Genomic DNA, 5,207 nt, shown 5'->3' on the forward strand with positions numbered 1-5,207 from the left:
TGTTTGATCAGGTGCATGCTGTTGGCAAACAGGTAGCTGGCCATACCAAAGGCCACACCAGCCAATACTACTTTAGCTAACAGCAACAGGTCCATATGCAGGAAGGGTAAGAAAGGCGTGCTGTTATGCGGCGCAAAATCAATATGGTAATGGGTATGATGAATACCCCAGGCGGAACAAACAATATCTGCAAATACGGCGGCTATCAGGCAGGGCACCAGCGCATCATACCGGATAGTTCCTATGGCCAGCACTTCCAGTGCAAACACAGCGCCGGTAAGCGGGGTGCCGAATACTGCGCCGAAACCGGCGGCAATACCTGCCATGAGTAAAATACGTATATCCTTTTCCGTGAGGCGCATACGGCGGCCCAGCAGGTGGGCCATGCTGCCGCCTATTTGTACCGCAGTACCTTCCCGCCCGGCAGAGCCCCCAAACAGGTGCGTAACAACGGTAGTGAGCAGCACCAGGGGCGCCATGCGGGCTGGTATACCGCCGCCGGGCTGGTGTATTTCATCCATAATGAGATTGTTACCCGCTTCTGAATTTTTACCCAGCTTTTTATACAGGAAGTAAATGCCGATGCCGGCTACAGGCAGCAGGTATAATAACCAGGGCTGCTGCCAGCGCAGCCGGGTAGCTTCCTCCAGCAACCATAGGAATAACGCTACCAGCGAGCCTACGACCAGGGCCAGGGGAATTGCCAGTAAAGTCCAGCGGATCAGATGTTTAGCGATAGAGAATTGCTCGAAAGAAGTTTTGATTTTCTGATACATAATCCTACAAATAGTTTCACAAGTAAGCGACGGGTTGGTTAAAAGCATTTTTCCTATTCGGTGAATTGTTGTGCAGCTACTGCTTTTATGCAGCACTTCACGCATCGCTTCCCAGCAAACCTCATCTTTGTTTTATTTGTAGGCGCCATCAGTCCTGAGCGGACGGTTCTTGTGCAGGAAGACACCATTTCCTGGCCCGAAAATAATGCTTAATTACGAATTATTCAATTACGAATTACGGCCCCGCCAAACGGGGCATGAATGCCATTGAAAAGATATTATGAATATGAATAATTAAAATGCAGCGAATGAACACTATTGCTGTAATTACGAATTACAATGAACAAACATTGTCATCAACCAAACACAACCCATTCGTAATTCGTAATTGAATAATTCGTAATTGACCACTACCACCCCATAAACACCATGCCTATACCGCAAATGGTAACGGTAGCGCCGCCAATGGCGTGAATATAACGTTCCAGCTTATCTGTTCTCAGGAAAGAATAACCGTAGTACCCCAGCATTACCATCACCACCATGGTTATAAGGGTAAATACGGTGAAGGTTACGATCAGCAGCACAATGCCCAGCGTTGATTTTTGCGCAGCAGGATACGTAAGCAATGGGATCAGCGGCTCGCAGGGCCCCAGCGCAAAAATGATGAAGATGATCCAGGGCGTTACTTTGGTACGCTGCTGCGGGTACACCGGCCCTTCTCCATGCTTATGCTCGTACACGTACACGGAGCCGTCCTCGTACATATCAAAATGCTTATGCGGTTTATTCAGGTAAGCGCGGCGCAGGCCCCATACCAGGTAGGCCAGGCCAAAGAACAGCAGCGCCCAGCCAGCAATGCCGCCCCGCACCCCTTCCAGCCAGCTGATCTTAGAGATCTCCCATCCCAGGAACACACCCAGCAGGCCTAACAACACGGAGCTGCCCACATGCCCTATCCCGCATATGATAGTCCAGAACACGGTTTTAGCCGGCGACCATTTCCGGGATTGCGAGAGCGCAATGAACGGCACATAGTGATCCGGGCCGGTAACGGTATGTATACAGCTGATGGTAATGGCAGTGAGTATTAATGCGCTGAGCTCTGTAGTCATATTTAATCACGGTTTATGTTTGCGCCACCGGCACTTCCTCTTTCCATAATAAATTCTCTATTTTCCGCAGGCAGTCGAACAGCTGTTCTGCGCCATGCCCCAGCACACGCAGCACCAGGGCCGGTCCGGCGGTTTGTGACACACCGTAGGCGATGTCTTTTTCCGGCGCCAGTATTTCCAGCAAACTATCGGCTACCGGCGCTGTACCGGTACGGGTATCTGCATAGATCAGCGTAGCCTGGTGGGTATACCCTTCCATTTGCCCGGGCGCCATTACGTTTATACGTGCGGGTTGTATCAGCAGGTTATCTTTTAACACCAGCTTACCCCGGTAAAACAGCTCTGTTATATTGTGGAACTGTTTAAACTGAAAGGCCTCCCCGTTCAGCTTACGGCCGCAGGTCAGGATCTCGCCCCAAACCAGTCGGCAGTCCTCTGCCAGCTCAATGCGGTTATAGCCTTCAAAGCTGGCATCCTTATGCGGCACTATGGGGTGCGGCACATAGCTGAAGGTAGCGCCTTCCTGTACCTGCACATTCATATGCTGTTTGGCGCCTTGCTGCATGCTGTACAAACGCTGGTAAGCCTGCGTTTGCAGCTGCAGCCGCGTATCCTTACTAACGGTAACTGTTATACGGTAATCATCCCCCTCCAGCATGCCCGGCGATGCGGTCATCAGCATCAGGCACAAAGCCTTATCGGCCCGGTACGCGCCAATATCCGCCAGCTTAAAGGGCCGGGTATAATACCCTTCCTGCAGGAAGGTAATGCCGGAACGGTAACCGGTTATTATGCGCAGCTCACTGATCATCGTTGCAGGGCCGGTTCAGCCACTTCTTCCAGCAGCGCATATTTTTTAATCCAGTTTATTACTGCATCCAGGCCGGTGCCTTTCATCAGGTCCGTGAATACAAAGGGCTGGCCTTTGCGCATCAGGCGGGCATCGCGCTCCATTACTTCCAGGCTGGCGCCTACGTACGGGGCCAGGTCAATTTTATTGATCACCAGCAGGTCGGAGCGGGTAATACCCGGGCCGCCTTTGCGGGGGATCTTATCACCTTCTGCTACGTCTATCACAAAAATGGTAACATCTGCCAGGTCCGGGCTGAAAGTGGCCGACAGGTTATCGCCCCCGCTCTCAATAAAGATCAGCTGTATGCCGGGAAAACGCGCGGCCATTTCGTCCACTGCTTCCAGGTTCATGCTGGCATCTTCGCGGATAGCGGTATGCGGGCATCCGCCCGTTTCCACACCGATAATGCGCTCTGCCGGTAACAGGCTGTTCTTAGTCAAAAACTCTGCATCCTCTTTGGTATAAATATCATTGGTAATTACACCCAGGTCATATTGGTGCAGCATATTGCGCGACAGCCGCTCAATGAGGGCGGTCTTACCCGATCCTACCGGGCCTGCAATGCCTATTTTCACGTATGTTCTGCTCATAGATCTACGACATATATAATCTTGAATACAATCTTTCATGCTGCATACAGCGGATATCAAAACCCGGGTTGCAGCAGCCCAGCCATTTACGGTCGGGTGTTAGCGTGGCGGCAGCCAGCTCCTGCATCAGCGGCTGCAGGCGGTGTAAAATATCCTGCCCGTCGAGCTGGCCCAGGGGCACCAGCTTTACGCTGTTGGTAACCATACCGGCTACGGCATTATAGAAAAACGCCTGCAGGGCATCCGGTTTGGGGATCTGTAACAGGCAGGCATATACGCCAAATGCCAGGCAGTAATGCCCGCTGGCAGCACCCTGCTGCATGGCCTGTTCATACTGCTGCATAAACGCAAAGGCCTGCTGCCGGCTGAAGATCTTTATTAAACGAACGCCCAGCTTCTGGCTGGCCTGCCGTATTTCACGGGGCAGCTTTAAGGCGGTGCATTCTTCATCCAGCTGCAACAAGGCGTTAAAGTCCTGCTGCAAAGCGGCATCATAGGCCAGGCTGGCAAAGGCCGCATCGTTATAACGCAGGTTATGCTGCAGCATGCTGCGGATATACTCCTCTGCAGTAGCTGCATTATACACCAAACCCTCCTGCACATAGGTTTCCAGCCCATTGGAATGGGTGTAGCCGCCTATTGGTAAGGTGGGATCGGAAAGGTGGAGAAGTGCGAGCAGGTTCAATTACGAATTATTTAATTACGAATTACGAATTATGAATGCAGCGGATGAATACGTTATGTTCTATTATGAATTATTTAATTACAAATACCAGGCTTTATAGTCTGATTAAGATCAGGCATCTCACCTTAGACTTGCGAAGTTAAATTACGCACTACCCAATTCGTAATTCGTAATTAAATAATTCGTAATTCTCACTTCGTGAGATTCATGATCTTCTGAAACAACGTTTCCCCGCCTCCGCCATGGCTATGCGGTGTTACGTTGGAGCGCAGCATGTTGGTGAGCTTGCGGGTGGCCTTTTGCGGCGTATAACCGGCGCTTTCCAGCCAGCGGTACAGCGGCTCCTCCATGGGTATCAGCACTTCATTATCCTGGATAAAAACGGGTAGGTGTTTGTTGCCGATCTCGTAACAAATAGTACCCATTTCCAGCATGGAGGCCGGTGTTACTACTATTACCTCGCAAGGCAGTATATCCACTACTACAGCGGTGGTATCATCCATCCAAACCACATCGCCCTGCTGCAGGCGCTGGCCCTGTTTTAACAGGCGCAGGGCCAGCTCACGGCCGCTTACGGTTTGACGGCGCTGTATGCGGCGGGAGGTTTCGTACCACTGCAGCTGCAGCAGGTCCGTTTGGCGGGAGCCGATGGATAAGGTGCCTATATTGCCGATTACATCTTCGATGATCATAATATACGGTATGGGCTAAAAGAATGTAAAATCATAAATGTAAAATTTTAAATGTAAAAGTTAAATGCATCGAATATGGCCTTGTACACGGTATTGCTGCTCTCCCCTTTTACATTTAACATTTATTATTTTACATTTTACATTCTTTTTAGCCCCGTTAATTAAAACAAAAAATATCGTTGCGCCAAAGCCAGCTCCTTCAAAGGTTCGCAGGTGATCTTCACCCCATCTACCTTTACTTCATATGTTTCCGGGTTTACGGTTATATCCGGCGTTTGATCATTATGGATCAGGTCTTTTTTGGAAATGCTGCGGCAGCCGCTTACCGGCAATAAAGTTTTTTGCAAACCATATTCCTCCGCAATGTTCTTCTGCAAAGAGATCTTAGATACAAAGGTTACGCTGGTATGCAGCAAGGCCTTGCCGTGCGCGCCAAACATATGCCGGTAAATAACCGGTTGCGGTGTGGGAATGGATGCATTGGGATCGCCCATTT

6 protein-coding genes, 1 pseudogene and 1 riboswitch are annotated in these 5,207 nt (G+C 50.3%); all 7 genes and pseudogenes read right to left on the reverse strand.

Annotated features, from left to right (window positions below; translation table 11 throughout):
• The coding region (locus tag VIM87_RS22345) for a chloride channel protein (RefSeq protein WP_331999154.1) at positions 1-776 on the reverse strand (776 nt) is incomplete at its 3' end.
• Between the two features lie 132 nt (positions 777-908).
• A riboswitch (Fluoride riboswitch) is annotated at positions 909-977 on the reverse strand.
• A 209-nt stretch (positions 978-1,186) separates the two neighbouring features.
• Entirely contained in the window at positions 1,187-1,891 is a 705-nt protein-coding gene (locus tag VIM87_RS22350; protein WP_331999155.1) for a sulfite exporter TauE/SafE family protein, read from the reverse strand.
• Positions 1,892-1,904: 13 nt separating this feature from the next.
• Entirely contained in the window at positions 1,905-2,702 is a 798-nt protein-coding gene (locus VIM87_RS22355; RefSeq protein ID WP_331999156.1) for an urease accessory protein UreD, read from the reverse strand.
• Positions 2,699-3,334, reverse strand: a complete 636-nt coding sequence (ureG, locus tag VIM87_RS22360; protein WP_217606303.1) for an urease accessory protein UreG — start codon at positions 3,332-3,334, stop codon at positions 2,699-2,701. Before ureG ends, VIM87_RS22355 begins: the two co-directional genes overlap by 4 nt.
• A gap of 4 nt (positions 3,335-3,338) precedes the next feature.
• Positions 3,339-4,019 carry an urease accessory protein UreF gene (locus VIM87_RS22365; RefSeq protein ID WP_331999157.1) on the reverse strand — a complete coding sequence of 227 codons (681 nt, stop codon included), beginning with the start codon at positions 4,017-4,019 and terminating at the stop codon, positions 3,339-3,341.
• Positions 4,020-4,210: 191 nt separating this feature from the next.
• Positions 4,211-4,711: an urease accessory protein UreE gene (gene ureE / locus VIM87_RS22370; protein WP_331999158.1), complete on the reverse strand. Its 501-nt coding sequence runs from the start codon at positions 4,709-4,711 to the stop codon at positions 4,211-4,213.
• Between the two features lie 161 nt (positions 4,712-4,872).
• Positions 4,873-5,207 (reverse strand): annotated as a pseudogene (gene ureC / locus VIM87_RS22375) (urease subunit alpha); the annotation flags it as partial.

The sequence above is a fragment of the Chitinophaga sp. genome, assembly GCF_036569125.1.
In the GTDB taxonomy this organism is placed as follows: domain Bacteria; phylum Bacteroidota; class Bacteroidia; order Chitinophagales; family Chitinophagaceae; genus Chitinophaga.

Coding starts and splice junctions, on each gene's coding strand:
- VIM87_RS22355 (WP_331999156.1), bottom strand. CDS start 2,702: ATGATCAGTGAGCTGCGCATAATAACCGGTTACCGTTCCGGCATTACC.
- VIM87_RS22350 (WP_331999155.1), bottom strand. CDS start 1,891: ATGACTACAGAGCTCAGCGCATTAATACTCACTGCCATTACCATCAGC.
- ureE (WP_331999158.1), bottom strand. CDS start 4,711: ATGATCATCGAAGATGTAATCGGCAATATAGGCACCTTATCCATCGGC.
- ureG (WP_217606303.1), bottom strand. CDS start 3,334: ATGAGCAGAACATACGTGAAAATAGGCATTGCAGGCCCGGTAGGATCG.